Here is a 25,206-nt window from a genome sequence, read left to right on the forward strand (position 1 = left end):
CGAAAGGCACCGCCGCGGCGGTGCCTTTTTTCATGGCGCCGGGGGGTCGTCGGCTGCGTCGCCGGCGTTACCAGCTTCGTCGTCGAACAGCGAGAACTGCCCGTGGCGCTCGGCGGTATCCTCGTCGATGCGCACGCCGACGCCGAGCAGCCGCACCGCCTGCGCACGCCGTTGCAGCCCCTTCGCGAGCAGCGTGACGGCCGTATCCGCATGCGTCGCGTCGGCCACGCACTCGACCGTCGTCCGCTGGAAATCGGCGAAACGGATCTTCACGTACAGCTTGCGGATCGACCGCGCGGCGCCCGCCCGCGCGATACGCGCATCGAGCTGCACGACGAGGCGGCGGATTTCTTCCGCGCACTGCTCGAGCGTCGTCAGATCGGTGACGTAGGTCGTCTCGACGCTGACCGACTTGCGCTCCTGGTCGGCCTGCACCGGCCGCTCGTCGATCCCGCGCGACAATTCGTACAGCCGCCGCCCGAACGCGCCGAATTCGCGGTGCAGGTCGATCAGCGGCCAGTCGCGCAATTGCGCGCAGGTCTGGATGCCGAGCCGGTCGAGCCGCGAGGCCGTCACCTTGCCCACGCCGTGCAGCTTGCGCACCGGCAGCGCCGCGACGAATGCGTCGATCTCGTGCGGCCGCACGACGAACAGCCCGTCCGGCTTGTTCCAGTCGGACGCGATCTTCGCGATGAACTTGTTCGGCGCGACGCCGGCCGACACGGTCACGCCGACCGTATCGTGCACGCGCTGGCGGATCTCCCGCGCAATCAGCGTCGCACTGCCCTGGCACCGTTCCGACCCGCTGACGTCGAGGTACGCCTCGTCGAGCGACAGCGGCTCGACGTCGGGCGTGTAGTCGCGATAGATCGCCATGATCTGCCGCGATGCCGCGCGGTACTTGTCCATCGCGGACGGCAGGATCAGCAGGTCCGGACACTTGCGCATCGCCAGCGCCGACGACATCGCCGAATGCACGCCGTAGCGCCGCGCCTCGTAGTTGCAGGTCGCGATCACGCCGCGCTGGTCGGGCCGGCCGCCGACCGCGAGCGGCCGGTTGCGCAGCGACGGGTCGTCGCGCATCTCGACCGACGCGTAGAAGCAGTCGCAATCGCAATGAATGATCTTGCGCATGCGCGGCAGCACGTCGCCCGGTGGCGGCGCGTGCGGATCGGCAGGCGGAATGATGGTCGGGTTCACGGTGCCGATACTGTACAAAAACACAGTGCCGGTTTCAACTGTCGCGTGCGGTCGCGCCCGGCTGTGCCGTACCGGCCCGCTTTGCACGGATCGTACCGGCCGGCGCGGGCAGCGGCGCCTATACTCGTCTGCCGCAATACACGAAACGCAAAGGTAACGAATGAAGACGATCGGACTGATCGGCGGGATGAGCTGGGAATCGTCGGCCGAGTACTACCGGATGATCAATCGCCATTCGAAGGCGCTGCACGGCGGGCATCACAACGCGAAAAGCGTGCTGGTCACGGTCGATTTCGCGGAGATCGAAGCGCTGCAGCGCACGCACGACTGGGCCGCGCTCGGCGAGCGGATGGCCGGCGCCGCGCGGCAGCTCGAAGCGGCCGGCGCCGATCTCGTCGTGCTGACGACCAATACGATGCATCGCGTCCACGCCGCGATCGAAGCCGCGGTGACGCTGCCGTTCCTGCACATCGCCGATCCGACCGGCGCCGCGCTGCGCGATGCGGGCATCGAGCGCGTCGCGCTGCTGGGCACGCGCTACACGATGGAGTTGCCGTTCTACGCGGAGCGGTTGCGCGACAGGTTCGGCATGGAGGTACTCGTGCCGGACGAACGTGGGCGCGACGACGTGCACCGGATCATCTACGACGAGCTGTGCCACGGCATCATCGCGCCGCAATCGCGCGCGACGTACGTGACGATCATCGAGGAACTGGCGACACGCGGCGCCCAGGCGGTGATCCTCGGCTGCACGGAAATCACGCTGCTGATCGGCGCGGACGACTCGCCGCTGCCGGTGTTCGATACGACCGCGCTGCATGCGAAGGCGGCGGTCGAGTGGGCGGCGCAATAGCGGCGCCGCGCGCAGAAAACAAAAAACCCGGCACGGGGCCGGGTTCTTGTCGACGAAGCGCGCATCGGTCACTTGCGCTGCACATCGTCTGGTGTGCTTGGTTGCGGGGGTAGGATTTGAACCTACGACCTTCGGGTTATGAGCCCGACGAGCTGCCAGACTGCTCCACCCCGCGTCAGAGAAATAAATTATAGGGTGAGGAAGTACTCACGTCAATACTTTTGTCACAATTTCTTCCCGATTCCCCGCGACGGCGGTGCGAGGCACCGCCCCGCCCCGCACGACGGGCGCGTTCGCACCGCGTGCTCGCGGTAAGATGGCGGCCTTCGCATTTACCCCGCACGCACACTCCCGTTCATGAAAATCGCCACCTGGAACGTCAACTCGCTCAACGTCCGCAAGCAGCACGTACTCGACTGGCTCGCGCAAAGCGGCACCGACGTGCTGTGCCTGCAGGAACTGAAGCTGCCGGACGAGAAATTCCCGCGCGCCGATCTTGAAGCCGCCGGCTACCGCAGCTGGTTCACGGGCCAGAAGACCTACAACGGCGTCGCGATCCTCGCGCGCGACACGCTGTCCGTCGACGAATCGGACGTCGTGCGCAACATTCCGGGCTTCGACGATCCCCAGCAGCGCGTGATCGCCGCGACGGTCGACGGCGTGCGCATCGTGTCCGCGTATTTCCCGAACGGCCAGGCGCCCGACTCGGACAAGTTCGTCTACAAGATGCAATGGCTCGACGCGCTGCAGGCGTGGCTGCGCACCGAGCTGCAGCGCTACCCGAAGCTCGCGCTGCTCGGCGACTACAACATCGCGCCGGAAGACCGCGACGTGCACGACCCCGCGAAATGGGAAGGCCAGAACCTCGTGTCGCCGCAGGAGCGCGCCCACTTCGCGCAACTGATCGAACTCGGCTTCGTCGATGCGTTCCGCCGCTTCGAACAGCCGGAGAAGACCTTCACGTGGTGGGACTACCGGATGATGGCGTTCCGCCGCAACGCGGGGCTGCGCATCGACCACGTGCTGCTGTCGCCGGCGCTCGCGCAAACCTGCACGTCGTGCGAGGTCGATCGCACGCCGCGCACGTGGGAACAGCCGTCCGACCACACGCCCGTGGTCGCGGTCGTCGGCTGACCGGGCAGCCCGCGCGTTCAGCGCCGCGCGGGCGCCGGCCCGAGATGGGCCCACAGGAACCCGAATTCCGCCGCGTCGGCTTCCGCGCGTTCCAGATCGTCGGCACTGCCGTGGCCGCCGTCGGTGTTCTCCCAATACCACACCCGTTCATGACCGAGCGCATGCATGCGCGCGGCCATCTTGCGCGCATGCGCGGGATGCACGCGGTCGTCGCGCGTCGACGTCGTCAGCAGTAACGGCGGATACGCGACGCCCTCGCGCACGCGGTGATACGGCGAATACGCGGCCAGCGCCGCACCTTCGTGCGGATCGTCCGGGTCGCCGTATTCGTCGAGCCACGCGGCGCCCGCGTGCAGCTTCGGATAACGCCGCATGTCGAGCAGCGGCACGCGGCAGAGCACCGCGCCGAACAGCTCCGGCCGCTGCACCATGCACGCGGCAACCAGCAGCCCGCCGTTGCTGCCGCCCTCGATGCCGAGCTGTGCGGCGCTCGTCACGCCGGTCGCGGCCAGATCCTCGGCCACCGCGATGAAATCGTCGAACGAGCGCTGGCGGTGTTCGCGCTGCGCGTCGACGTGCCAGCGCGGCCCGAACTCGCCGCCGCCGCGGATGTGCGCGAACGCCATCACGCCGCCGCGCTCGAGCCACCCGATGCCGAACGCGTCGCTGTAGCCCGGCAGGTTCGGGATCGCAAAACCGCCGTAGCCCGACAGCAAACACGGCCGCGCGACGCGCGTGGCGCCTTCGGCCGGATCGAGTGCATCGCGCGGCCCGATCAGCGTGTACGGCACCATCGTGCCGTCTTGCGAGCGCGCGCTCGCGCGGCGCACGACGAGCCCCGTCGCGTCGAACTGCACCGGCGGCCGGTCGAGCAGCACGCGGCGCGACGACGCATCGTCCGCGCGGTCGGCCAGATCCGCCAGCCAGCATTCGGGTGGATCGAGATAGGTGTCGACGTCGACGTACACCTCGTCGTTCAGCGTCGCCTCGACGGGCTCGACGTCGATCTGCGCGTCGCCCGCCCACTCGAACGGCCGTGCATCCCATGTCCACGTACCGTCGTCGACCTGTCGCGGTTGCCACAGCAGCGTGCGGTTGTGCACGTCATCGAGCCAGCTCGCGATCAGCGTCGTGCGCGTGTGCGTCCACGTGCACGCGGACGTCGTCGGCTGCGGCGCGAACAGCGTCGTGAGTTCGCGCGACCCGGCCAGGAACGCCTGCTCGCGGATCGCCAGCAGCGAGCCGCCCGCATGGCGCACGCCGCCGCAATCCCAGTCGAGGCGCGGCTCCAGCATGAGCCAGCCTTCCCAGAACCCGACCTCGACATGGGGCGGCACGTCGTAGCGCGCCCACTCGCCCGCATCGGTCAGCCGGTACGCATGCGCATCGAAGAAGTCGACGCTGCGCCACGCGACGTGGCGGTTGTCGATCGGATCGAACCCCGCGCCCGCGCTGATGTCGTCGGGTTCGCCGCTGAAGACGACAGGCGCATCGGCAAGCGCGGTGCCGCGCACCCAGCGCCGCGCTTCATACGGATAGCCGGCCGCGGTGGCATGCGCGTCGCCGCGATCCCAGCTCACGTAGACGGTATCGCGATCGATCCAGCCGACCGTGTGATGCCCCGGCTCGTCGATCGTGAAGCCGCCGTCGACGAAACGACGTTCGACGAGATCGAATTCGCGCACGACGACCGCGTCGGCACCGCCCGGCGACAGCGACAGCAGCGCGCGATCGCCGTCCGGGTACAGGATCGCGTCCTGCTCGAACACCCACGATTCGCCCTCCTCCGCGCCGAGCGCGTCGACGTCGAGCAGCGTTTCCCACGCCGGCCGGCCCGCACGCCAGTCGTCCCAGCGCGTGCGGCGCCACAGCCCCTTCGGATGGAGATCGTCCTGCCACAGGTCGTAGGCCCAGTCGCGCCAGCGGGTTGGAATCACCGGGCGTTCGCGCGGCAGGTACGCTTTCGCGAGGCGCGCCGTGAGCGCGCGATAGGCATCGTCGTCACGCAGCGCGGCGCGCGTGCGCGCGTTCTGCTCGTCGACCCACGTGCGGGCACGCTTGCTGTCGAGCGCTTCGAGGAAACGGAACGGGTCGGCCCCGGTGGGCCAGCGGAAGGAATCGGACATTGCGGATGGGCGGAATGGCAAACGGCGTGCAAACCGCGATTATGTCCGATCGCGGCATGCGCGATGCCCGCGCATGCCGCAAATCGTGCTCAGGGCTCCAGATGGAGTTCCTGGATCTTGCGCGTGATCGTGTTGCGGCCGATGCCGAGGCGCTCCGCGGCCTCGACCTTGCGACCGCGCGTGAAGTCGAGCGCCTCGCGGATCACGGCCGCCTCGAAGCGGCGTGCGAGTTCGTCCATCACGTCGGCCGAGTTCTCGCGCAACAGCCGTGCAACCTCGGTGCGCAAACCATGCTCCCACACCGGATAGCCGGCCGGCGCGCTGCCGTTCGGCGCGGCCGCGACTGGCGCGGACGCCACCGGCGCCGTGCCCGTCACCGGTGCCGAGAGTGCCGTATCGCCACCACCGACGTGCGTGCCCGCACCTTCGCCTGCAGCGACGACCGGCGCGCCGGCCGGCACGAGGTCGGGCGGCAGGTCCTTGATCTCGACCGTCTGCGCGGGCGCCATCACGGTCAGCCAGTTCGCGAGGTTCTCGAGCTGGCGCACGTTGCCGGGAAACGCGAGCGACGTCAGGTAGGCCAGCGCCTCGTCGGACACGCGTTTCGGCTCGACGCCGAGATCGCGCGCGCTCTTCTGCAGGAAGTGGCGCGTGAGCAGCGCGATGTCCTCGCTGCGCTCGCGCAGCGGCGGCAGCCGCAGCCGGATCACGTTGAGCCGGTGGTAAAGGTCTTCGCGGAACAGGCCCTGCCGCACGCGCGATTCGAGATTCTGGTGCGTCGCGGCGATCACGCGCACGTTCGCGCGCAGCGGGTTGTGCCCGCCGACCCGATAGAACTGCCCGTCCGACAGCACGCGCAACAGGCGCGTCTGCAGGTCGAACGGCATGTCGCCGATTTCGTCGAGGAACAGCGTGCCGTTCTCGGCCTGCTCGAAGCGGCCCTGCCGCGTCGACTGCGCGCCGGTGAACGCGCCGCGCTCATGGCCGAACAGCTCGGATTCGAGCAGGTCCTTCGGGATCGCCGCGGTGTTCAGCGCGATGAACGGCCCGTTCGCGCGCGGGCTGTGACGGTGCAGCGCACGCGCGACGAGCTCCTTGCCGGTGCCCGATTCGCCGGTGATCAGCACGGTCGCGGCCGAGTGCGACAGGCGGCCGATCGCGCGGAACATGTCCTGCATCGCGGGCGCCTGGCCGAGCATCTCGGGCGCCTCGGCCACGCGCTCGTCCTGCGGCACGCCGCCGCGCAGGCTTTCCTCGACGGCGCGGCGGATCAGCTCGACCGCCTTGTCGACGTCGAACGGCTTCGCAAGATATTCGAACGCGCCGCCCTGGAACGCCGCGACGGCGCTGTCGAGATCGGAGAACGCCGTCATGATGATGACGGGCAGGCCCGGCAGGCGCTCGTGCATCGCCTGCAGCAACTCGAGGCCCGAGCCGCCCGGCATCCGGATGTCGGATACGAGCACCTGCGGCGTCTCGTGGTCGAGCGCGGCCAGCGCGTCGCGCACGTTCGCGAAGCTCTTCGTCGCGAAGCTGTCCCGGGCAAGCGCCTTTTCAAGCACCCAGCGGATCGATTGGTCGTCGTCTACTATCCAGATCGGCTTCATAGGTCGGTCAGATATTGGTGAATCCGGTGAATCGCCATGCCGCCGCTCAATGATCGAGCGGCAGCAGGATCTGAAATTCGGTACGTCCGGGCCGGCTTTCGACCTCGATCGTCCCGTCGTGCTGCTGCACGAACGTCTGCGCGAGCGTCAGGCCGAGGCCGCTGCCGTCGTCGCGCCCGGACACGAGCGGGTAGAAGATCCGGTCGCGGATGTCTTCCGGGATGCCGGGTCCGTTGTCGATCACGTGCAAGTCCAGTGCCAGCCGGTACAGGCGCTTCGCGATCGTCACCTTGCGCGCGATGCGCGTGCGCAACTCGATCTTCGCGTCGCCCTGCGCGATCCGTTCGCGCAGCGCCTGCGCCGCGTTGCGCACGATGTTGAGCAGCGCCTGGATCAGTTGCTCCTTGTCGCCGCGCAGGTCCGGCACGCTCACGTCGTAGTCGCGCTCGATCGTGAGCCCGCGCGGGAATTCCGCGAGCATCACCGCGCGCACGCGTTCGCATACTTCATGAATGTTCACGTCGCCGACGATGTGCGGATGCCGGTGCGGCTCCAGCAACCGGTCGACGAGCGTCTGCAGGCGGTCGGACTCCTTGATGATCACCTGCGTGTATTCGCGCAACTCGCCGCGCTCGCGCTCGCCGAGTTCGAATTCGAGCAGCTGGGCTGCGCCGCGAATGCCGCCGAGCGGATTCTTGATCTCGTGCGCGAGGTTGCGGATCAGCTGCTTGTTGACCGCGGTCAGGTCGTGGATGCGCTCCTCGCGATCGGTGCGCGACTGCCGTTCGTTCTCGAACAGCTCGACGAGCACGAAATCGGGCGCGGTCTCGAGGAAGCCGACGATCGCGTGCACGTGCAGCGGTTCGCGGCCGGGCCGGTCGAGCACGGTATCGAGGTGCGTCGCGTGAAAGCGTTCCTCGCCGATCGCGGTGATCGTCGACGCCAGTTCGTTCGCGTTCGGAAAGATCTCGCCCCACGGCCGCTGCGCGAGCTGCCGGCGCGAGATGTCGAGCATCGCCTCCGCGGACGGGTTCGCGAACGCGATCCGCAGCGTCTTGCGGTCGAGCACGAGCACGACCGTCGGCAGCGCTTCCAGCCCCGCCAGCAGGCCCGAGCGTGCGAGCCGCTCGTCGTCCGTCAGTCGCTCGGGCTGCCCCGTTTTCGCCTTGATCAGATTCTTCAGAACCATCTGCGTGCTTGTCGCGCCTCAACGGGCCAGAAAAGGAAAATCACCGGAACAAAAAAGGGACGGCTGAACGCCGCCCCTTTCAGACTCCGCCGCCCCCGCCGCCAACCGCGCGGCGGGAACGAACCGGCAAAACGGCGCTGAATCGAAGCGCCATCGCCGATTACAGCGAGTAGTACATCTCGAACTCGATCGGGTGCGTCGTCATGCGGAACTTCGCCAGCTCCTGCTCCTTCAGCGCGAGGTACGCGTCGATCATGCCGTCCGTGAACACGCCGCCGCGCGTCAGGAACTCGCGATCCTTGTCGAGCGCTTCGAGTGCCTGGTCGAGGCCCGCGCAGACGGTCGGGATCTTTGCATCTTCTTCCGGCGGCAGGTCGTACAGGTTCTTGTCCGCTGCTTCGCCCGGATGGATCTTGTTCTGGATCCCGTCGAGGCCGGCCATCATCAGCGCCGTGAAGCACAGGTACGGGTTCGCCATCGGATCCGGGAAGCGCGTTTCGATACGGCGGCCCTTCGGGTTCGACACGTGCGGAATGCGGATCGATGCCGAACGGTTGCGCGCCGAGTACGCGAGCTTGACCGGTGCTTCGAAGTGCGGGACCAGACGCTTGTACGAGTTCGTCGTCGGGTTCGTGATCGCGTTCAGTGCACGGGCGTGCTTGATGATGCCGCCGATGTAGAACAGCGCCAGTTCCGACAGGCCGGCGTAGCCGTTGCCCGCGAACAGGTTCTGGCCGTCCTTCCAGATCGACTGGTGAACGTGCATGCCCGAACCGTTGTCGCCGACGACCGGCTTCGGCATGAACGTCGCCGTCTTGCCGTACGAGTGCGCGACGTTGTGGATGATGTACTTCGACCATTGCGTCCAGTCGGCGCGCTGAACCAGCGTCGAGAACTTCGTGCCGATTTCGTTCTGGCCCTGGCCCGCCACTTCGTGGTGGTGCACTTCGACCGGGATGCCGAGCTGTTCGAGCAGCAGGCACATTTCCGAACGCATGTCCTGGAACGTGTCGACCGGTGCGACCGGGAAGTAGCCGCCCTTCGTGCCCGGACGGTGACCCGTGTTGCCGCCTTCGAATTCCTTGCCTGCCGACCACGGCGCTTCTTCCGAGTTGATCTTCACGAAGCAGCCCGACATGTCCGTGTTCCACTGGACCGAGTCGAAAATGAAGAATTCCGGTTCCGGACCGAAGTAGGCCGTGTCGCCGATGCCCGTGCTCTTCAGGTACGCTTCGCCGCGCTTCGCGAGCGAACGCGGATCGCGCTCGTAGCCCTTGCCGTCGGCCGGCTCGACCACGTCGCAGGTCAGCACGAGGGTCGACTCTTCATAGAACGGGTCGACGAAAGCGGCGCTCGGGTCCGGCATGAGCAGCATGTCCGACGCCTCGATGCCCTTCCAGCCGGCGATCGACGAGCCGTCGAATGCATGGCCGCTTTCGAACTTGTCTTCGTCAAACGCCGAAACCGGCACCGACACGTGCTGCTCCTTGCCGCGCGTATCCGTGAAGCGGAAATCGACAAACTTGACGTCCTCGTCCTTCACGAGCTGCATGACGTCGGCGACGGTTTTACTCATAACCTCTTCTCCTGATTAGAACAATTCCGGCGGACTGGGAACCGCCTCGTTTATCGAGCTGACCGGGGTCTTGCTTTGGCGCAGCGCGCCCCGATTCGACCGAATTCTATATAGCAGCTTCCGTGCCACCTTTGCGAACGACGGGCGCAAATCGCGCCGGGGCTCGCCACGACAGGGCCGGGCTGCGCGATTCCGGGGCCTTGCGCCGCACCGGTCGCTCGCCGAAAGCACTGCGATGGTGCAATTCCGGCGGCCCGTCGCAGCCAAGGAATCATTCTGGTGCATGCGTGCCATTCTGCACTTTTTTGGTGAACGCGTGGGTCACACGTGCATCGCACCGCACGCGGCCATCCGTGCCGCGACGCCGCGCTAGAATGCTCGTTTGACCGATACGGAGACTCCCTGCCATGAGTACGCTCGACCAGCTTTACGCGAAGGCCGACGAACGCCGCGCCCAAGGCGCGCTCAACTACGCCGGGGCGCTGCTGCCGGCCGAAGCCTTCGAACTGCTGCAGCTCGATCCGTCGGCACGCCTCGTCGACGTGCGCACCCGCGCCGAACTCGACTGGATCGGCCGCCCGCTCGTCGGCGACGGCCAGTACCTGCACCTCGAATGGACGCGCTACCCGGGCGGCGTGCCGAACGCCGAATTCGTCAACGAACTGAAGGCGGCCCTCCCGGCCGATACCCCCATCCTGTTCCTGTGCCGCAGCGCCGCGCGCTCGAAGCTCGCCGCGGTCGCCTCCACGCAGGCCGGCTTCACGAAGGCGTTCGACCTGCTCGAAGGCTTCGAGGGCGCGAAGGACGCCGAAGGCCACCGCAAGACGGTCGACGGCTGGTGCTTCCGGAAACTGCCGTGGATCGGCGCCTGACGGCGCGCCGCGCCCACCGGTGACGACAGCCTCATCGTCGAGCCGGGCGATGACATGCCGATGACGGGCCGCGTTGCGCGGCCCGTGGTTTTTGTGCGGCCGGCTGGCGCGCCGCTCAGGCGCGCGACGTCTCGGCTTCGACGACGTCGCCGCCGAGCAGGTGCACACCTTCGCGCAGCTTCACGTACGCGGCCGCGACCGCTTCCGGCTCGCCCTTCACGCCGAGGTCGATGTGACGGCGCGCGAAGATCCCGCCACGCTCCGCATCACCCACGCTCGGCAGGCTGAACACGCGCACGCCCGGGAAATCGCGCTCGATGCGCTCCATCAACGGCGTGAGCGTCGATTCCGGCAGCTCGAACACGTACAGCGAACGCTCCGCGTGCGGCGTCGCGTGATGCAGGTGCGCGTACTTCGTATCGAGCACCCATTCGATCATCGGCCACGCCATCACCGGGAAGCCCGGCACGAAATGCAGGTCGCCGACCGAGAAACCGGGAATCCGGTTGTAGCCGTTCGGGATGATCGTCGCGCCCACCGGAAACACGCCCATGTTGAAGCGGTGCTGGTTCTCCGGAGAATCGAAATCGACCGGCGTGGCCGGGTCGGTGTGGGTTTCGCGGATCCGCTCCGAAATCAGCACCTTCGCTTCCGGATGCAGCTCGAGCGTCACGCCGAGCGCGGCGGCCGCGCACTGGCGCGTGTGGTCGTCCGGCGTCGCGCCGATCCCGCCCGTCGAGAACACGATGTCGCCCGACGCGATCGCGCGCGCGAGCGTCGCCGTGATGCGCGCCGGATCGTCGCCGACGTATTCGGCCCAGTCGAGCGCGAGGCCGCGTGCGCCGAGCAGCTCGATGACCTTCGCCAGATGCTTGTCCTGCCGGCGGCCCGAAAGGATTTCGTCGCCGATGATGATGATGCCGATGCTCATGCCTGCCCCATGTCGATTGCGGTGGCGCGCGAACTCGCACGCAGGTCCTCCAGCGCGCGCAGGCAATAATGCCCGAACCACAGCGCCGAGAAGACGAGGATGAAAGCGTAAACCCAGATCATGGCCGCCGCGACGAACGGGAACAGCACCATCATCCAGACCGACGATACCCACACGAAGGTCGGCACGGTGCCGAGCAGCCCGGTCGCGACGCCGATGCCGATCAGCGGCCAGCGGTGCCGGCGCACGAGCGCCCGGCGCTCGTCGCGGCTCGCGTGCAGCGCGAGTGCGTCGTAGGTCATCACGCGGTACGTGAGCCAGCCCCAGATCACGGGCGGCAGCAGCGCGAAGAACGGTGGAATCAGCCACAGCGGGATCGTGACGACCAGCACGACGACGCCGGCCAGCGCCGCCCACAGCGAGTTGAACACGCTGCCGAAGAAGGTGCCGCCCCGCTTCGGCTCGAGCGCCGCGAACTGCCGGTTCGACAGGTGCTTGATCACGACCGGCATCGAAATCGTCGCGATCAGCAACAGCACGGTCAGCACGATCAGCGGAATCGCGAGCGACACGACCACGAATGGCGCGACGACCGCATGCAGCTGCGACATGCCGATCGCGTCGAACGCGCGGTACAGCAGGGCCGTCAGCACGAAGCCGTCGAGCGCGCCGCGTGCGAGGTCCAGCAGCGTCTGCCACGAGAACCACAGCACGACGCCCCACAGGACGGCCGAGACGAGAAACGGCATCAGGGTGAGCCAGAGCATGCGTGGATGCAGTGCGCTCGCCAATGCCCGGACGAAGGAACGCAGCAAGTCGTTCATGCGAGCCTGTATCGACGGAGAAAAACGGGGAAAGGATAAACCACGCGGCCCGCATGCGCCAAAGCACATGCGGGCCGCGTGGGAGAGCCGCTCAACGTGGGAATGGCCGGATCAGGCCGACGCCGCGCCGCGCTTGGCGGGGAACAGGCGCCGGAAGATCCGCACGAACGCGAGGCCGTGCTGCGCCCAGAAGCCTTCGCCGTAGGACACGCCCTCGACCTGGTCGCGGATGCCGGTCGGCTCGACCGTGCGGTTCCACGACGCGGTGCCGAACATCATGTCCCACCACGGGAACAGCACGCCGAAGTTGCAGCCGTACTTCGTGCCTTCGTGGCCGTAGCCGACCGCGTGGTGGCGCCGGTGGAAGATCGGGCTCACGAACAGGCGCTCGCCGAGCCAGCCGAACGACAGGCGCGCATTCGTATGCTGAATGCTCTGCATGAAGTTGGTGAACGCGGTCAGCACGACGAACTGCGACGGCGTCACGCCGATCACGAGCGCGATCGCCGCGAAGAAGCACGACTGGATCACGTCGTCGAGCACGTGGTTGCGGTCGTCGCACCACAGCGACATCTGGCGCTGGCTGTGATGCACGGCGTGCAGCTCCCACCAGACGCCGAACTTGTGCTGCCAGCGGTGATACCAGTAGCCGGCGAAATCGAGCACGACGAGATAGATCGCGAACGCGATGATCGGCTTCGAGGTCACGCCCGGCCACAGGTAGTCGAGGTTGACGTTCGCGACCCCGTGCAGGCGCAGCCACGCCTGGAAGTTGTCGAACAGCGGCTGCAGCGCGAAGAAGAAGAACAGCGAATAGATGCCGAGCTTCGCGATCGCGGTGTAGATCACGTCGACCCGCACGGCACGGCGGTTCGTCCAGCGCTCGACGGGCCGCAGCGCCTCGAGCGGGCGCAGCAGCACGAACATCAGCACCATCTGCAGCGCGCCGACGATCACCCAGTACAGCGCGTCGTAGGTGTCCTCGTCGTAGTCCATCAGGTTGAACTTGAAGAGGAGCGGCTGCACGACGTCGACGTACAGCCAGGTCTGGATGTCCGATACGAACGCATCGATCAGGTGCAGCATCGTTCTCCCCCGCCCGTCACGCGCCGTTCGCGGCGCGCCACGGCGCGCGGTCGTAGAAGTAGATCCCGTGCGGCGAACGGCCGACGGCGATCGTCTGCACCAGCTTGCGCGACGCCAGGTCGATGATCCCGACCTTCTTCGCGAAGCGGAACGTCACCCACAGCGTCTTCTTGTCGGCGGACAGCTCCATGTCGTCCGGGCCCGGCAGCAGGCCGGTGATGTCGCCGACGTTGGTGAGCGTGTTCTCGTCGATGATGCTGATCGTGTTCGCGACCCGGTTCGTCACCGCGACGTGGGTGCCGTCGGCGAGCGAACGGAAGTTGTGCGCGCCCTTGCCGGTGTAGATCTGCTTGACGACCTTCTGGTTGCGCCAGTCGACCACCGCGACGTAATCCGCGCCCGTCATCCCGACGAGCAGGTACTTGTCGTCCGGCGTGAGCCACAGGCCGGCCGGCACCTTGCCGACCTTCATCTTCCACTTGACCGTCTGCGTCGGCAGGTCGATCGCCGCGATCTCGCCGGACACCTGCAGCGACACGAGCAGCGTCTTGCTGTCCTTCGTGAACGCGAGGTGGCTCGGCATGACTTCGAGCGGCACGCGCTTCACGAGCTTCAGGTCGCGGCCGTCGTAGCCGTAGATGTCGACGCGGTCGAGGCGCAGGCCGGCGGCCGCGAACCACTTGCGGTCGGGCGAGAAACCGAGCTGGTAAGGATCGTCGATCCCTTCGACGGTGCGCTGCAGCTTGCCCGTCTTCGGATCGAGGAACATCAGGCTGTTCGAGACCGAATTTGCAACGATCAGCGACGAATTGTCGGGCGTTGCCATCAGGTGGTGCGGTTCCTTGCCGGTCGGCATCGTGCCGACGACCTGACGGGTCTGCTGGTCGATCAGGGAAAGCGTCGCTTCGGCCGAATTGAGGATGATCACGTTATTCGCGTGGGCGGCGGGCGCCAGCACGGCGGCGGCCAGCGCGAGCGTGCGGCCGAGGGAAAGGAAAGTGCGCATGAAGACTCACGTCGTGGAACAACCGTCATTGTAAAACGTTCAACCGGCCCGGCCGGTTGACCTGGGCCGGCATTGCGCCACTTCGACGCACGCGGCGGCGGCCAGGCCGGGCGGCGCGGCAAGCGCCGCGCGGCCGGCCGGGGCCCGCCGCCGGCGCGGAGCCCGGGAAGCCGATGTTGCGCTAGCGCTGCATCGACTCCCAGACCTTGTGCAGACGCTTGACAGAGACAGGCATCGGCGTGCGCAGTTCCTGCGCGAACAGCGAAATCCGCAATTCCTCGAGCAGCCAGCGGAATTCCGCGAGCCGCGGATCGGCGACGCCGCCGCGCTGCGACACCGCGCGCTGGTACTGCTGGGCGAGCGGCAGCAGGTCGGCCGACTGCTTCGCGTCGCGCGCCGGATCGGCCTTCAGCTTGTCGATCCGCAGCGCGATGCCCTTCAGGTAGCGCGGGAAGTGCGCGAGTTGCGCGTAGGGCGTATCGATCACGAAGCGCTTGCCGACCAGCGCGGCGAGCTGCTGCTGCAGGTCCGCATGCGCCTGCGCGAACGGCTTCGCCTGCGCGAGCTTCTTCACGAGACCCGCGTATTCGGCCAGGACCTGCCCGACCAGCCGCGCGATTTCCTGCGCGAGCAGGTTCAGGCGGCTTCGGCCCTCGTCACGGCGCGCGTGGAAGCTCGCGTCGTCGTCGGGCAGCGGGTCCTGCAGGCACGCGCGGTCGAGCGCCGTGTCGATCAGCTGGTCGCGCAATTCGTCCTGCGTGCCGAGCGACATGTACTGCATCGCCATCTCGCGCAGGCCCGGCAGGTTCTTCTCGAGGAACTTGATCGGCTCCTTCAGCTGCAGCGCGAACAGCCGCCGCAGGCCGGCCCGGTGGATGCGCGCGGCCTCCTCCGGCGAATCGAACACCTCGACGTCGCAATGCGTGCCGCGATCGACGAGCGCCGGGTAGCCGTACAGCGTCTGGCCGCGCCGGCGGATTTCCAGCAGCTCGGGGAGCTTGCCGAAATTCCACGTCGTCAGGTTCTCGTACAGCGCCGTCGCGCCGGCTTCCGCCGGAGCGGACGTCTGCGGCGCCGCGCCCTTCGCGGGCTTCGGGCCGCGGCCGGGTGCGCCGGCCGTACCCGCCGCCGCCGGCGCCTGGCCGACCGGCTGACCTGCCTCGGCATCGCCGCCAGCCGCGATCGTCGACGCCGCCGCGATCTTCTGGAACTGCTGCTGCGCCTGCGCGCCCAGCTCCTGGCGAAGCTGCGCGAGATTGCGCCCCATCGCGAGCTGGCGGCCGTGCTCGTCGATCACCTTGAAGTTCATGAACAGGTGTGCGGGCAGCGTCTCGAGCTTGAAGTCGGCCGTTTTCATCGCGACCTGCGTCTCGCCGCGCACGTCGGCGATCAATGCCTCGACGAGGCCGCCCGCGCCGAAGCGCTCGCGGCCCATCCGCTCGACGAAGCCGGCCGCGTATTCGGGCAGCGGCACGCAGTGCCGGCGCAGCTTCTGCGGCAGCGACTTCAGCAGCAACTGCACCTTTTCCTTCAGCATCCCCGGCACGAGCCACTCGCAGCGGCGCGCGTCGACCTGGTTCAGCGCGTACAGCGGGACCGCGAGCGTCACGCCGTCGCGCGGCGTGCCCGGCTCGAAGTGATACGTGAGCGCCATCTCGACGCCGGCCATCGTCGCGCGCTTCGGGAACAGCTCGGTCGTCACGCCGGCCGCCTCGTGGCGCATCAGGTCGTCGCGCGACAGGTACAGCAGCCGCTGCTTGTCCTCCGGCTGGCCGCCCTTCTTCACTTCGTCGCGATACCAGCGCTCGAATGCGGCGCCCGTGTGGATGCCCTCCGGAATCGCCTGGTCGTAGTACGCGTAGATCAGCTCGTCGTCGACCAGCACGTCCTGCCGGCGCGACTTGTGCTCGAGCTGCTCGATGTCGGCGAGCAGCTTGCGGTTGTGCGCGAAGAACGGCAGCTTCGTGTCGAATTCGCCTTCGACCAGCGCGCCGCGGATGAACAGCTCGCGCGCCCGCGCCGGATCCTGCTTGCCGAACGCGACGCGCCGGCGGTGGTAGATCGGCAGCCCGTACAGCGTCGCGCGCTCGAACGCGCTGACCTGCGCCGGGCGCTTCTCCCAGTGCGGCTCCGACAGCGATTTCTTCAGCAGGTGCGCGCCGATCTTCTCGACCCACTCCGGCTCGATCTTCGCGAGGCAGCGCGCATACAGCCGGCTCGTCTCGACGAGCTCGGCCGCCATCACCCAGCGGCCGGCCTTCTTCGCGAGCACGGAACCCGGCCACAGGTAGAACTTGATCCCGCGCGCGCCGAGATAGTGCGGATTGTCATCGGCCTTCAGGCCGAGGTTGCCGAGCAGGCCCGTCAGCAGGGCCAGATGGACCTGTTCGTACGTCGCCTCGGCTTCGTTGAGCCGCCAGCCGTGCTCGCGCACGACGGTCAGCAGCTGCGAATGGACGTCGCGCCACTCGCGCAGCCGCAGGTGCGACAGGAAGTTCTGCCGGCATGCGTCGACGAGCTGGCGGTTCGACTTCTTGTGCGCGACCGCCTCCTCGAACCACGCCCAGATCTTCAGCCACTGCAGGAACTCGGAACGCTCGTCGGCGAACCGGCGGTGCGCCTGGTCGGCCTGCTCCTGCGCCTCGATCGGGCGGTCGCGCGGGTCCTGCACGGACAGCGCGCTCGCGATGATCAGCACCTCGCGCAGCGACTGCTGGTCGCGCGCGGCGAGAATCATCCGGCCGACGCGCGGGTCGAGCGGCAGCCGCGCGAGTTCGCGGCCGAGCGGCGTCAGCGCGTTGTCGTCGTCGACCGCGCCGAGCTCGTTGAGCAGCTGGTAGCCGTCCGCGATCGCGCGGCCGGGCGGCGGTTCGAGGAACGGGAACGATTCGATCGCCGTCAGGTGCAGCGACTTCATCCGCAGGATCACCGACGCGAGCGACGAGCGCAGGATTTCCGGATCGGTGAAGCGCGCCCGCGCCTGGTAGTCGCTTTCCTCGTACAAGCGGATGCAGACGCCGTCGGCCACGCGGCCGCAGCGGCCCGCGCGCTGGTTCGCGGCGGCCTGCGAGATCGACTCGACCTGCAGCTGCTCGACCTTGTTCCGGTACGAATAGCGCTTCACGCGCGCGAGGCCGGTATCGACGACGTAGCGGATGCCCGGCACCGTCAGCGAGGTTTCGGCCACGTTGGTCGCGAGCACGATGCGGCGCGCATTCGATGCCTTGAACACCTTGTCCTGGTCGGCCGCCGAGAGCCGCGCGAACAGCGGCAGGATCTCGGTGTGCGGCGGATGGTGCTTGCGCAGCGCCTCGGCCGCCTCGCGGATCTCGCGCTCGCCGGGCAGGAACACCAGCACGTCGCCGGGGCCTTCGCGGCACAGTTCGTCGACCGCGTCGACGATCGCGTCCATCAGGTCGCGCTCGGCTTCGCGCGCGGTCTTCACGCGATCGCGGCCGCCCGTGCCTTCGGCATTTTTCACGGCCGGGCGATCCTCGGCCACCGGCCGGTAGCGCATCTCGACCGGATACAGCCGCCCGCTCACCTCGATCACGGGCGCGGGACGCTCGTCGGTGCCGAAATGGCGCGCGAAGCGATCGGCGTCGATCGTCGCGGACGTGACGATCAGCTTCAGGTCCGGCCGCCTCGGCAGGATTTCCTTCAGGTAGCCGAGCAGGAAGTCGATGTTCAGGCTGCGCTCGTGCGCCTCGTCGATGATCAGCGTGTCGTACGCCTTCAGCAGCGGATCGGTCTGCGTCTCGGCGAGCAGGATGCCGTCCGTCATCAGCTTGACGGACGCGCCCGGCGCGAGATTGTCGGTAAAGCGCACCTTGTAGCCGACCACTTCGCCGAACGGCGTGCCGAGTTCCTCGGCGATCCGCCGGCCGGTCGACGACGCGGCGAGCCGCCGCGGCTGCGTATGGCCGATCAGGCCCGTGCCGCCGGCGCCGAGGCCGCGGCCGAGATCGAGACAGATCTTCGGCAGCTGCGTGGTCTTGCCCGAGCCGGTTTCGCCGCAGACGATGACAACCTGATGACCGGCGATCGCGCGTGCGATTTCGTCGCGCTTGCCCGACACGGGCAGGCTTTCGGGGTACGTGATCGGCGGGACGGGATTCGGTGCGACGACGGCGCGCGGCGGACGCTCGCGGCGCGGCGGGCGCTCGCCCGTTGCCTGGGGTGCGCCCTTCGCGGCCGGCTGGCGCGCATCGCCGCGCCGTTCGTCACCGCGCGGTGCGCGCGGCGCGTCTGCCGGTTTGCCCGCCGGCTTTTCCTGCTGCTGGCGCGCCGGCTGGCCCTGCTGCTCGCGTGCGTCGGCCGCACCATCCGGGTGCCGGGCCGACGGCGTATTGGCCCGCGTCGGCGCGGGACTTTTAGAAACATTCGACATGGGGGCGCATTATAATCCCGCCCATGAATTCCCAAACCGACCTCCCCCCCGCCCAGACCGGCGCCGCGACGCCGCCGGCCGCCGACGATTCGGCCGCCAGTCACGCGCAGTTCGTCGACTGGATGCGCTCCGTCGCGCCCTATATCCACAAGTTCCGCAACAGCACGTTCGTCGTGGGGTTTGGCGGTGAGGTGGTGCAGCAGGGGCTCCTGAACGCGCTCGTGTCCGACATCGCGCTGCTGCAGGCGATGGGTATCCAGATCGTGCTGGTGCACGGTTCGCGCCCGCAGGTGGAGGAGCAGCTGAGCCTGCACGGTGTCGAATCCGAGTTTTCGCACGGCCTGCGCATCACCGATGCGCGCGCGCTCGAATCCGCGAAGGAAGCGGCCGGCGAAGTGCGTCTCGACATCGAGGCCGCGATCAGCCAGGGTCTGCCGAACTCGCCGATGGCGCACGCGCACATCAGCGTCGTGTCGGGCAACTTCGTGACCGCGCGGCCGGTGGGGATTCTCGACGGGGTCGATTTCGCGCATACGGGCATCGTGCGCAAGATCGACGCCGAGTCGATCCGTCATTCTCTCGCGAGCCGCAAGCTCGTGCTGCTGTCGCCGCTCGGCTTCTCGCCGACCGGCGAAGCGTTCAACCTGTCGATGGAAGACGTCGCGTCGGCCGCCGCGATCGCACTGCGCGCCGACAAGATCATCTTCCTGACCGAAGCGCCCGGCATCGTCGACGACGAAGGCGGGCTGGTGCGCGAAATGTCGCTCGACGCGGCCGCCGAGCTGCTCGATTCCGGCAACGTCCAGGGCGACGACGCGTTCTTCCTGAAGCACTCGATCCGCGCATGCCGCGGCGGCGTGACCCGGGCCCACCTGATCCCGCAGTCGCTCGACGGCAGCATGCTGCTCGAACTGTTCCTGCACGACGGCGTCGGCACGATGATCTCGTACGAGAACCTCGAGAGCCTGCGCGAAGCGACGCCGGACGACGTCGGCGGCATCCTGTCGCTGATCGAGCCGCTCGAGTCGGACGGCACGCTGGTGCGCCGCGGCCGCCACCAGATCGAACGCGACATCGACCACTTCTCGGTGATCGAGCACGATGGCGTGCTGTTCGGCTGCGCGGCGCTGTATCCGTACCAGCAGGAGAAGATCGGCGAGATGGCGTGCCTGACGGTCGCGCCGGAAGCGCAGGGCTCGGGCGACGGCGAACGCCTGCTCAAGCGCATCGAGCAGCGCGCCCGTGCACGCGGCCTCACGCACATCTTCGTGCTCACGACGCGCACCGAGCACTGGTTCCTCAAGCGCGGCTTCGTCAAGGTCAGCGTCGACGACCTCCCCGAAGACCGCCGCAAACTCTATAACTGGCAGCGCAAGTCGCTCGTGCTGATGAAGCAGCTCTGAGCGCAGGCACGACTGCCCTCCCCCCAGTTCGATTACAGGAGAAGTACACGATGGCTCGAATGATTCAATGCGCGAAGCTCGGCAAGGAAGCCGAAGGCCTCGATTTCCCGCCGCTGCCGGGCGAACTCGGCAAGCGCATTTACGAGAGCGTCTCGAAGGAAGCGTGGCAGGGCTGGCTCAAGCAGCAGACGATGCTGATCAACGAGAACCGCCTGAACATGGCCGACCCGCGCGCGCGCCAGTACCTGATGAAGCAAACCGAGAAGTACTTCTTCGGCGACGGCGCGGACCAGGCGTCCGGCTACGTGCCGCCGACGGAAGGCTGATGATGCGATGCGCGCGGCCGGCAGCCTGCCGGCCGCGTGCTCCGGGAAAAACGGCACCGTGTTTCGCGCGGTGCCGTTTTCTTTTGGCGACATGCGCTCGGGGCGTTCCCGCCTCCCGCGCGGCGGCATGGCGTGCCGCTCAGCCGGCCGGCTTCAGCGCGCCGCCGTCGCCCGGCTGCGCGCTCCCGTCGGCCGCGGGTGCCGTGCTGCCGCCTTCGGTGCCCCATTCGGCCGCATCGCTGCGTTCGGCCGTCGACAGTTCGTCCGCGCGATATCCGGTGCGATTCAGCAGCGCGAGCATGCAGACGAGCGACACGAGCGCGTAAAGCCCCGACGCGACCGCGACGCCGACGATGCTGCCGGTCGTGTTGAGGATCGCCTGCGCGAGCACGGGCGTGCCGCCGCCGACGACGAGCGCGCTCAACTGATACGCGAGCGACAGGCCCGTGTAGCGGATGTTCGCCGGGAACACGCGCGCGAGCACGCCGCCGACCGCGCCGTAGAACATCGCCGACGGAATCGTCGAGATGCACATGCCCGCGACGGCGACCCAATACGAACGCGTCGCGAGCGCATGGAACATCACCGGCATCAGCACGATTTCCGGAATCAGGATCCAGCACATCGCGCGGCGCATGTCGACCTTCGACACGAACCACGCGCCGACCGGCTGCATCAGGAACTGCACGACGAGCGAGATCGACAGGATGCCGAGGAACGTGCCCTGCGCGTAGCCGAGTTCCTTCGTCGCCCACGACAGCGCGAACGTGCTGCGGAAGTACGTGACGTTGATCACCGGCAGCGTGCCGGCCGCGAGCAGCACGACGACCCGGTGATCGCGCACGACGTCGCGCAGCGGCAGCTTCACGGTGCGCTTGCGCGCGAGCACGCGCTGCATGTCGGCCGACTCCTCGAGCTTCAGCCGGATCACCATGCCGATGATCACCAGCACGGCCGACAGCAGGAACGGAATGCGCCAGCCCCACATCAGGAACGACGGTGTCGGCAGCGCGCTCAGCGCGAAAAACGCGGCCGTGGCCAGCAGGTTGCCGGTGGGCGAACCCTGCTGCGCGAACGCCGCGTACAGGATGCTGCGATGCTTCGGCGCGTTCTCGCTCGCGATCAGCACCGCGCCGCCCCACTCGCCGCCGACCGCGATCCCCTGCAGCACGCGCAGCGCGACGAGGCCGGCCGGCGCCCATACACCGATCCGCGCATAACCGGGCAGCAGGCCGATGCCGGTCGTCGCGAGCCCCATCATCACCAGCGTGATCACGAGCGCCGTCTTGCGGCCGACACGATCGCCGAGATGCCCGAACACGATGCCGCCGAGCGGCCGCGCGGCGAAGCCGGCCCAGAACGTGACGAACGCAAGCAGCGTCGCGACGCCGGGATCCATCCTGCTCGAAAAGAACACCTTGCCGAACACGAGCGCCGCGGCGGTGCCGTAAATGTAGAAGTCGTACCACTCGATCGTGGTGCCGACGAACGCCGCAAAGGCGGCACGGCCGGGCCGCGGCTGCTGCGCGGCGGGCGGGGATGGCTGACGGCTCATCGATGTCTCCATGTTTGTGTTTCCGGGGCGCGACTGCCGCGCGCCTTTCCCGGGTGGCCGGCATGGCGCCGCCGGCCGGCGGCGTCGTGTCAGCCGGGGGCTTCCCTCAGCACGCCGGCGTCGAGCAATTGCTGCTGGAGCGCGGGATCGACGCCGAGGCGATCGAGCACCGCGCGCGTGTCGCCGCCCAGCGCGGGCGGCGGCGAACGATAGGTAGCCGGCGTGCGCGACAGCTTCACCGGCGATGCGGTGCCGCGATACGCGCCGATCTCGACGAACAGGTTCCGGTGCAGCGCATGCGGATCGTGCGCGACGTCGGCTACCGTTCGCACCGGCCCGCACGGCACGCCGGCCGCCATCAGGTCGCGCGCGAGCGGCTCGCATGCGTGCGCGGCGAGCCGCGCTTCCAGTTCGGCCTTCAGCTCGGGACGGTGCGCGCAGCGGTTGCGGTTGTCGACGAAACGTGGATCGCCCGCGAGCGCCGGCACGCCGAGATGCGCGACGAGCCGCGCGAACTGCCGGTCGTTGCCGATCGCGAGGAAGATCGGCACGGTCGCCGTGCGGTAGCTGTCGTATGGCGCGATGTTCGGATGCGCGTTGCCGCTGCGCGCCGGCACGCGCCCCGAACCGAAGAAGTTCGGCAGGTGCGGATGCAGCAGCGACACGCCGCAGTCGTACAGCGCGATGTCGATCGATTGCCCGAGCCCGCTCTTCTCGCGCTCCGCGAGCGCCAGCAGGATGCCCGCGAGCGCATTGAGGCCCGTGACCATGTCGACGATCGGCAGACCGATGCGCGTCGCATCTCCATCGCGCTCGCCGTTCACGCTCATCAGCCCCGCCATCGCCTGGATCACCGCGTCGTAGCCGGGCAGCCCGCCGAGCGGACCGTCCGCGCCGAAGCCCGTCACCGCGCAGTGGATCAGCCACGGGAAGCGCGGCTGCAAGTCGCGTGCATAGTCCATCCCCCAGCGCGCGAGCGTGCCCGGCTTGAAGTTCTCGACGAGCACGTCCGCCTCGTCGAGCAGGTGCCACAGGATCGCGCGCCCTTCGTCGCGCGACAGGTCGAGCGCGAGCCCTTCCTTGTTGCGGTTCACGCCCATGAAGTACCACGCGGTGTCGCCGAGGAACGGCGGCCCCCAGCCGCGCGTCTCGTCGCCGTCCGGCGGCTCGATCTTGATCACCGTCGCGCCGTGATCGGCGAGTGCCTGCGTGCAGTACGGGCCGCCGAGCACGCGGCTCAGGTCGACGACCTTCAGGCCGTCCAGTGCGCCACGCGAGGCGGTCATCGTTCGACCTCCGGCAGCAGGTCGAGCGCGGTATCGAGCGCGATGGGCGTGCCGCGCAGCAGCGCAGCGCAGGCGGCGGATTCGTCGTCGCGCGATGCCGGCGCAAGCGGGTCGACCGGCAGCAGCTTGTGGCGCACGATCAGGTGCGCGAGCGCGAGACGCCGGAAATCCGGCGCGAGCCGCGCGCCCTCGCACGCCATCAGCACGGCCGCGCTTGCGTAGTACAGCGCGGACGCGGCCTGCCGCACGCGCGCGTCGTCGCCTTCCGCCGCGACCCGCGCAAGCCCGTCGCAAGCGCGCGCGAGGATGCGCCGCAGTGCCGCGCGGCTCGCGTCGGGCAGCGGTGCCGCGCCGAGGCGGTCGCCGAGAAAGGTACGCAGCGCGTCGAGCGCCTGCTCGCGCTGCGCGGCCCGCGCGACGTCCAGCGCGACGATGTTGCTCGTGCCTTCCCAGATCGAGCCGAGATGCGCATCGCGCACGATGCGCGCGTCGCTCCATTCCTCGATGTAGCCGGTGCCGCCGCGCACTTCCATCGCATCGCCCGTCACGCGCCGCGCATCGCGGCACGCGCGGAACTTGATCAGCGGCGTCAGGATCCGCACGCAGCGCGCGGCCTGCTCGTCGCCGGCATCGGCCTGCGGCAGCAGCAGCGCGATCTGCATGAACATCGCGCGCGCGGCCTCGGCCGGCAGCAGCATCTTCAGCAACTGGCGCTGCATCAGCGGCATCTCGATCAGCTTGCGGCCGAACGCCTCGCGATGAGCGGCGACGTGCAGCGCCTCGTTCAGCGCGCGCCGCATCAGCCCCGCCGCGCGCACGCCGTTCGACAGCCGCGACATGTTGATCATGTCGGCCATCTGGTGGAAACCGCGGCCGATCTCGCCGATCAGGAACGCCTGCGCGCCTTCGAGCGCGATCTCGCCGCTCGCCATCGACCGGCTGCCGAGCTTGTCCTTCAGGCGCACGATCCGGTAGCGGTTGCGCGTGCCGTCCGGCAGCGTCTTCGGCAGCAGGAACAGCGCGAGGCCCTTGATGCCGTCCGGCGCGCCGTCGGGCCGCGCGAGCACCATCGCGAGATCGGCGTCCGCGTTCGAGCAGAACCACTTGTCGCCGGTCAGGCGCCAGACGGTCTCGCCGTGCGCGTCCGTCTCGCGCGTCGCCCGCGTGGCGATCCGGCCGACGTCGGAACCCGCCGCCTGCTCGGTCATGAACATCGCGCCCTGGTACAGCGTGTCGAAGTCGCGCGACGCGAGCCCCGGCAGGTAGCGCGCGACGAGCGCCGGATCGCCGAAGCGGCGCAGCGTACGCGTCAGCGAATCGGTCATGCTGACCGGGCAGCACAGCCCGAATTCGGCCTGCACGAACAGGAACGTCAGCGCGTACTTGACGAGCGGCGCAACGGATTCCGCCCCGTGGCTCAGCGACGCGAGCCCGAGCTCGGCATACGCGACACGTTCGAGCGCGACATACGCGTGATCCTTGTCGATCCGCTGCACGGCCTCGCCGCGCCGGTTGCGGTGTTCGAGCACGGGCGGGTGCTTGTCCGCGCGCGACGCCCATTCGTCGAGTTCGCCCGACACGCGTGCGCCGAGCGCGCGCAGCCGAGGCTCCAGTTCGGCATAGTCCGCGTCGCCGAGATGCAGCTTCAGCAACGCGCCGAGATCGGGATCGACCGTGAAGAAATTGAGGCCCCGGCTGTCGGGGATGTTGGATGCGCCGGCGTCCGGCGTGCGAGCGGTGTCGTTCATGCGTGGGTCTCCTGGGTTGCCTGCACATCGGCCGGCGGGGGGCGCCGCGGCGCCCGGCCAGTCCCGTGCAAAGCCTTCCAGAGCGTAGGCGCGC

18 protein-coding genes and 1 tRNA gene are annotated in these 25,206 nt (G+C 68.4%); 5 read left to right on the forward strand and 14 right to left on the reverse strand.

Annotated features, from left to right (window positions below):
- Positions 1-30: 30 nt before the first annotated feature.
- Complete coding sequence (dinB, locus tag PQB87_RS12110; protein ID WP_175829640.1) at positions 31-1,224, reverse strand: DNA polymerase IV; 1,194 nt, start codon at positions 1,222-1,224, stop codon at positions 31-33.
- 136 nt (positions 1,225-1,360) lie between these two features.
- On the opposite strand from dinB, the gene PQB87_RS12115 reads away from it, so the two are divergent.
- Complete coding sequence (locus PQB87_RS12115) at positions 1,361-2,053, forward strand: aspartate/glutamate racemase family protein (RefSeq protein ID WP_021157657.1); 693 nt, start codon at positions 1,361-1,363, stop codon at positions 2,051-2,053.
- A gap of 98 nt (positions 2,054-2,151) precedes the next feature.
- On the opposite strand, the gene PQB87_RS12120 is transcribed toward PQB87_RS12115, so the two are convergent.
- Positions 2,152-2,228 (reverse strand) — tRNA-Met (locus PQB87_RS12120).
- A 182-nt stretch (positions 2,229-2,410) separates the two neighbouring features.
- Here PQB87_RS12120 and xth point away from each other — a divergent pair.
- A complete protein-coding gene (gene xth / locus PQB87_RS12125) occupies positions 2,411-3,187 on the forward strand; it encodes an exodeoxyribonuclease III (RefSeq protein WP_048024087.1) in 777 nt (258 codons plus the stop codon).
- A gap of 17 nt (positions 3,188-3,204) precedes the next feature.
- On the opposite strand, the gene PQB87_RS12130 is transcribed toward xth, so the two are convergent.
- The 4 genes from PQB87_RS12130 to glnA all read right to left on the reverse strand — a co-directional run bounded on the left by PQB87_RS12130 (position 3,205) and on the right by glnA (position 9,685).
- Positions 3,205-5,313 (reverse strand): prolyl oligopeptidase family serine peptidase, encoded by a 2,109-nt coding sequence (locus PQB87_RS12130; RefSeq protein ID WP_489241924.1) that lies wholly within the window; start codon positions 5,311-5,313, stop codon positions 3,205-3,207.
- Between the two features lie 89 nt (positions 5,314-5,402).
- The gene (gene ntrC / locus PQB87_RS12135) at positions 5,403-6,920 is read right to left on the reverse strand and encodes a nitrogen regulation protein NR(I) (RefSeq protein WP_021157654.1); all 1,518 of its coding nucleotides are present in this window, start codon (positions 6,918-6,920) and stop codon (positions 5,403-5,405) included.
- 46 nt (positions 6,921-6,966) lie between these two features.
- Positions 6,967-8,109 carry a nitrogen regulation protein NR(II) gene (gene glnL, locus PQB87_RS12140; RefSeq protein WP_021157653.1) on the reverse strand — a complete coding sequence of 381 codons (1,143 nt, stop codon included), beginning with the start codon at positions 8,107-8,109 and terminating at the stop codon, positions 6,967-6,969.
- 160 nt (positions 8,110-8,269) lie between these two features.
- The gene (glnA, locus tag PQB87_RS12145; RefSeq protein WP_017331833.1) at positions 8,270-9,685 is read right to left on the reverse strand and encodes a type I glutamate--ammonia ligase; all 1,416 of its coding nucleotides are present in this window, start codon (positions 9,683-9,685) and stop codon (positions 8,270-8,272) included.
- A 407-nt stretch (positions 9,686-10,092) separates the two neighbouring features.
- On the opposite strand from glnA, the gene PQB87_RS12150 reads away from it, so the two are divergent.
- A complete protein-coding gene (locus tag PQB87_RS12150) occupies positions 10,093-10,557 on the forward strand; it encodes a rhodanese-like domain-containing protein (protein ID WP_027786952.1) in 465 nt (154 codons plus the stop codon).
- Between the two features lie 115 nt (positions 10,558-10,672).
- On the opposite strand, the gene PQB87_RS12155 is transcribed toward PQB87_RS12150, so the two are convergent.
- From PQB87_RS12155 to hrpA, 5 genes are all read right to left on the reverse strand, one after another.
- Positions 10,673-11,488 (reverse strand): competence/damage-inducible protein A, encoded by an 816-nt coding sequence (locus PQB87_RS12155; protein ID WP_027786951.1) that lies wholly within the window; start codon positions 11,486-11,488, stop codon positions 10,673-10,675.
- Positions 11,485-12,312 carry an EI24 domain-containing protein gene (locus PQB87_RS12160; protein ID WP_021157649.1) on the reverse strand — a complete coding sequence of 276 codons (828 nt, stop codon included), beginning with the start codon at positions 12,310-12,312 and terminating at the stop codon, positions 11,485-11,487. Before PQB87_RS12160 ends, PQB87_RS12155 begins: the two co-directional genes overlap by 4 nt.
- Before the next feature lie 111 nt (positions 12,313-12,423).
- Positions 12,424-13,398: a sterol desaturase family protein gene (locus PQB87_RS12165; protein ID WP_059688904.1), complete on the reverse strand. Its 975-nt coding sequence runs from the start codon at positions 13,396-13,398 to the stop codon at positions 12,424-12,426.
- A 16-nt stretch (positions 13,399-13,414) separates the two neighbouring features.
- Complete coding sequence (locus PQB87_RS12170) at positions 13,415-14,404, reverse strand: YVTN family beta-propeller repeat protein (protein WP_027786950.1); 990 nt, start codon at positions 14,402-14,404, stop codon at positions 13,415-13,417.
- Positions 14,405-14,585: 181 nt separating this feature from the next.
- Complete coding sequence (gene hrpA, locus PQB87_RS12175; protein ID WP_489241928.1) at positions 14,586-18,794, reverse strand: ATP-dependent RNA helicase HrpA; 4,209 nt, start codon at positions 18,792-18,794, stop codon at positions 14,586-14,588.
- 23 nt (positions 18,795-18,817) lie between these two features.
- Between hrpA and argA the strand changes: the two genes are divergently transcribed.
- Together argA and PQB87_RS12185 are read left to right on the forward strand one after the other, a co-directional pair.
- Positions 18,818-20,197, forward strand: a complete 1,380-nt coding sequence (argA, locus tag PQB87_RS12180) for an amino-acid N-acetyltransferase (RefSeq protein ID WP_027786948.1) — start codon at positions 18,818-18,820, stop codon at positions 20,195-20,197.
- Positions 20,198-20,247: 50 nt separating this feature from the next.
- Positions 20,248-20,523, forward strand: a complete 276-nt coding sequence (locus PQB87_RS12185) for an oxidative damage protection protein (protein WP_006478357.1) — start codon at positions 20,248-20,250, stop codon at positions 20,521-20,523.
- A 139-nt stretch (positions 20,524-20,662) separates the two neighbouring features.
- Here PQB87_RS12185 and PQB87_RS12190 read toward each other — a convergent pair whose 3' ends face one another.
- From PQB87_RS12190 to PQB87_RS12200, 3 genes are all read right to left on the reverse strand, one after another.
- The gene (locus PQB87_RS12190) at positions 20,663-22,078 is read right to left on the reverse strand and encodes an MFS transporter (RefSeq protein ID WP_059688906.1); all 1,416 of its coding nucleotides are present in this window, start codon (positions 22,076-22,078) and stop codon (positions 20,663-20,665) included.
- An 89-nt stretch (positions 22,079-22,167) separates the two neighbouring features.
- Positions 22,168-23,364, reverse strand: coding sequence for a CaiB/BaiF CoA transferase family protein (locus PQB87_RS12195; RefSeq protein WP_060063393.1), 1,197 nt, complete (start codon positions 23,362-23,364; stop codon positions 22,168-22,170).
- Positions 23,361-25,112: an acyl-CoA dehydrogenase family protein gene (locus PQB87_RS12200; protein WP_301863785.1), complete on the reverse strand. Its 1,752-nt coding sequence runs from the start codon at positions 25,110-25,112 to the stop codon at positions 23,361-23,363. Before PQB87_RS12200 ends, PQB87_RS12195 begins: the two co-directional genes overlap by 4 nt.
- Positions 25,113-25,206: the final 94 nt, after the last annotated feature.

It is taken from the genome of Burkholderia sp. KL41, assembly GCF_057005415.2.

Coding starts and splice junctions, on each gene's coding strand:
- PQB87_RS12190 (WP_059688906.1), bottom strand. CDS start 22,078: ATGAGCCGTCAGCCATCCCCGCCCGCCGCGCAGCAGCCGCGGCCCGGC.
- PQB87_RS12165 (WP_059688904.1), bottom strand. CDS start 13,398: ATGCTGCACCTGATCGATGCGTTCGTATCGGACATCCAGACCTGGCTG.
- xth (WP_048024087.1), top strand. CDS start 2,411: ATGAAAATCGCCACCTGGAACGTCAACTCGCTCAACGTCCGCAAGCAG.
- ntrC (WP_021157654.1), bottom strand. CDS start 6,920: ATGAAGCCGATCTGGATAGTAGACGACGACCAATCGATCCGCTGGGTG.
- PQB87_RS12160 (WP_021157649.1), bottom strand. CDS start 12,312: ATGAACGACTTGCTGCGTTCCTTCGTCCGGGCATTGGCGAGCGCACTG.
- hrpA (WP_489241928.1), bottom strand. CDS start 18,794: ATGTCGAATGTTTCTAAAAGTCCCGCGCCGACGCGGGCCAATACGCCG.
- PQB87_RS12195 (WP_060063393.1), bottom strand. CDS start 23,364: ATGACCGCCTCGCGTGGCGCACTGGACGGCCTGAAGGTCGTCGACCTG.
- PQB87_RS12185 (WP_006478357.1), top strand. CDS start 20,248: ATGGCTCGAATGATTCAATGCGCGAAGCTCGGCAAGGAAGCCGAAGGC.
- PQB87_RS12200 (WP_301863785.1), bottom strand. CDS start 25,112: ATGAACGACACCGCTCGCACGCCGGACGCCGGCGCATCCAACATCCCC.
- PQB87_RS12170 (WP_027786950.1), bottom strand. CDS start 14,404: ATGCGCACTTTCCTTTCCCTCGGCCGCACGCTCGCGCTGGCCGCCGCC.
- PQB87_RS12150 (WP_027786952.1), top strand. CDS start 10,093: ATGAGTACGCTCGACCAGCTTTACGCGAAGGCCGACGAACGCCGCGCC.
- argA (WP_027786948.1), top strand. CDS start 18,818: ATGAATTCCCAAACCGACCTCCCCCCCGCCCAGACCGGCGCCGCGACG.
- PQB87_RS12115 (WP_021157657.1), top strand. CDS start 1,361: ATGAAGACGATCGGACTGATCGGCGGGATGAGCTGGGAATCGTCGGCC.
- glnL (WP_021157653.1), bottom strand. CDS start 8,109: ATGGTTCTGAAGAATCTGATCAAGGCGAAAACGGGGCAGCCCGAGCGA.
- PQB87_RS12130 (WP_489241924.1), bottom strand. CDS start 5,313: ATGTCCGATTCCTTCCGCTGGCCCACCGGGGCCGACCCGTTCCGTTTC.
- PQB87_RS12155 (WP_027786951.1), bottom strand. CDS start 11,488: ATGAGCATCGGCATCATCATCATCGGCGACGAAATCCTTTCGGGCCGC.
- glnA (WP_017331833.1), bottom strand. CDS start 9,685: ATGAGTAAAACCGTCGCCGACGTCATGCAGCTCGTGAAGGACGAGGAC.